Source organism: Thomasclavelia sp. (assembly GCF_017889095.1).
Taxonomy (GTDB): Bacteria; Bacillota_I; Bacilli_A; order Erysipelotrichales; family Coprobacillaceae; genus Thomasclavelia.
The window spans coordinates 1-3,091 of record NZ_JAGHEW010000342.1 but is presented as its reverse complement, the minus strand read 5'-3'; the positions used below and the strand labels follow the sequence as shown (position 1 = coordinate 3,091).

Here is a 3,091-nt window from a genome sequence, read left to right as displayed (position 1 = left end):
ATTATGTTAGAATTTTAGTTAAGAAAGGAAGGGTAAAATGAAAAAAATTAAAAAATTATTTGCCGCATTTGTAAGTATGGCTTTAGTCCTTACTACATATTGCGCACCATTATCTGCAGTTGAACCAGATACTTTTTCATGCCAATTATATGGAGAAGTAACTGATGCAGGTCAAGTTGTATCAAAAGTTGTAATCGACTACGGTGCAACAAAAAAAGTAACGAATGTTGATAAAGATACATTCAACGTTCATGTTAAAGGTACAAATCCAGAAAGTTATAATGTACCTGCTGATGAAACAAGCTATAACGCTAAAGAATTAGATCGAACAATTGTAAAAGTAGAAGTAAAAGGTCAATATGTAACACTATATATGGATATGAATGAAGGTGCTACATTAACTTATTTAGCTAATGGCGGAAGAAATATTCCATTAGACATTGAATATACGATTACACAAGTTAAACCAGTTACTTTAACTGCTGCTGATGGAACTTCATTAGATTCAAATTATACAGCAAACTATACTTGCGACAATACAATTATTGATAGTGAAACAGCTAAATTTAAATCAGTAATCGTTGAAGATGGAATTAATTATCAATATCATGAAGGGAAAAATGATTCATTAATTGTTTGGTTCCATGGAAATGGTGAAGGTGATTACAACGGATCACAAAATAACGTTGCACAAATGCTTGCAAATAGAGGAACAGTTGCTTGGGCAAGTGATGATGCACAAGCTATTTTTGGTGATGCTCATGTAATGGCATTCCAAGCACCAGATACTTGGTATTATGCTCAAAGTAAAAATTTATTAAAACAAGCATATAACGAAATTAAAGCAGTAATTGCTGAAAAAGGCATTGATCCTGAAAAAGTATATGTATCAGGATGCTCTGCTGGTGGCTATATGACTACAAGAATGTTAATTGCTTATCCTAATTTATTTAATGCAGCAATGATCAATTGTCCTGCTTTAGATGTAGCTGATGCACGTGGTGGTGAAACTCCAACTGATGCAGAATTAGCTTCACTTAGAGATTCAGATACAGCAATTTGGTTAGTCCAAGGGGAAACAGACAGTTCTGTAGCAACAGATGAATGTTCAAAAAGAATGTTTGATATCTTAACTGAAGGTCAAGAAACAACTAAAACAACTGTAGCACAAGAAATCGCTTCTGATTATACAACTTGGGAAACTGCTGATAATAAATATAAATTATCATTATATGAAACAACAGATGATGCAAAATTAATGTTTGCAGAAGATTATGATCAAGATGGTGTTTATACAGAAGTACAATATAGTAATCATTGGTCATGGATTTATACATTAAATAATAATCCAACTGCTGCTGATGGTACTTCTATTTGGAAGTGGGCAGCTGATTATAAAGTAGATGGTAAAGTATTTGGAGATCAAAAAGTTTATGTTATTGGTGATGACTGGGGTCCTGCAGTAACTAAAACAATTATTACTTTAAATAAAACAGTTGCAGCTGATTCATTAGATAAAGATGATTTTGCAGTTGCTGAAGTAAAAAATGCAATGAACTGGATTACTATGGTAGAAGAAATTGCTACAACTGATCGTCAAGTATTAAATGTATATACTTCTGATGCTGAAGGTAATAAAGTAGATAGTGATTCAAATATTATTACAATTGAAATGTATGTTGATCCAAATACTGGTTCTCCATTTATCTATCGTCCAGGAACTGGATCTAATTATTGGTGCGAAACTTATGAATTACATGTAAAATTAGCTAATAACAGTGCGTTGACATTAGCTGACGGTACTAATGTAACGACTTTAGCAATTGATGAAAGTATCAATTTTAAAGGCGATGATAAGATCGTACCTCAAGTAGACGGTATCTTTGATATTGATCAAGAATATGTAGCTAGTGATGGTACGGTTTATAACTATGCTGATTATACACCTGCTGAAGATGATAAAAAGAATGCTTTAGTTATTTGGTTACATGGTGCTGGTGAAGGTACTGCTGGTGGTGTAAATGATTCTTATATTGATCTATTAGGAAATGAAGTTACTGCTTTTGTAAGTGATGAATTCCAAGATTTATATGATGGTGCTTATGTATTAGTACCTCAATGTCCAACTATGTGGATGGATGATGGAAATGGTGAATATCAAAACGGTGATATTGGATCTTGTTACAAAGATAGTTTATTTGAATTAATTGAAGCTTATGTAGCTGCTAATCCAGATATCGATACAAATAGAATCATCATCGGTGGATGTTCAAACGGTGTATATATGACAATGGAAATGATTTTGGCACATCCAGATTACTTTGCAGCAGCATTCCCAATCTGTGAAGCATTCCAAGATCAATATATTACTGATGAACAAATCGAAAGCTTAGTAGATTTACCAATCTGGTTCACTTATGCTAAAAATGATGGAACAGTAGATCCAACATTATGTAGCGAGCCAACAATCGAAAGATTATTAAAAGCTGGAGCTAAAAATGTACACGTATCAGTATTTGATGATGTACACGATACAACAGGAAGATTCTTCCTTGATGGTAAAGATTTAACTACTGAAAACACTGGTGTTCCATATCAATATAACGGACACTGGTCATGGATCTATTTTGATAACAATGAATGCTATGAAGGTGAATTAAACGCATGGCAATGGTTATCAAAACAAGTTAAGAGTACAGCTACAGTAGTAGAACCAGTAGTAGATACGCCAAGTACAGATACACCAAATGCAGATACAACAAAACCAGGAGCAACAACTTCAGTTAAAACTGGCGATGATGTAGCATTAATGGGACTAGGAATCTTAATGGTATTATCTGCTGGTACTTATACAGTAGCTAGAAAAAGATTTCATTAATTAAATATTAAGGGGCTGTAACGAGCAATAAATAAATTATAGTCTCTAAAACGCAAAAACCTACGACAAAATCGTACGTTTTTTTGGTATAATATATATAAGAAACACAAATTATACAATAAAAATTATAACTCATATCAGCCAGCTTTGCCACTGGATTTTACAGTTTCTTATGACAAAGATATACCTGATGATGATATTTCAAGAACTGTT

General features: G+C 33.0%; 1 protein-coding gene. It reads left to right on the top strand.

Translation table 11 applies throughout. The features are described 5' to 3' along the window. Positions 1 to 37: 37 nt before the first annotated feature. Complete coding sequence (locus tag J7M77_RS14730; protein ID WP_296879931.1) at positions 38 to 2,878, top strand: prolyl oligopeptidase family serine peptidase; 2,841 nt, start codon at positions 38 to 40, stop codon at positions 2,876 to 2,878. Positions 2,879 to 3,091: the final 213 nt, after the last annotated feature.

What these genes read in the sequence shown, in the direction of transcription:
- J7M77_RS14730 (WP_296879931.1), top strand. Translation starts at nt 38, where the DNA reads ATGAAAAAAATTAAAAAATTATTTGCCGCATTTGTAAGTATGGCTTTA.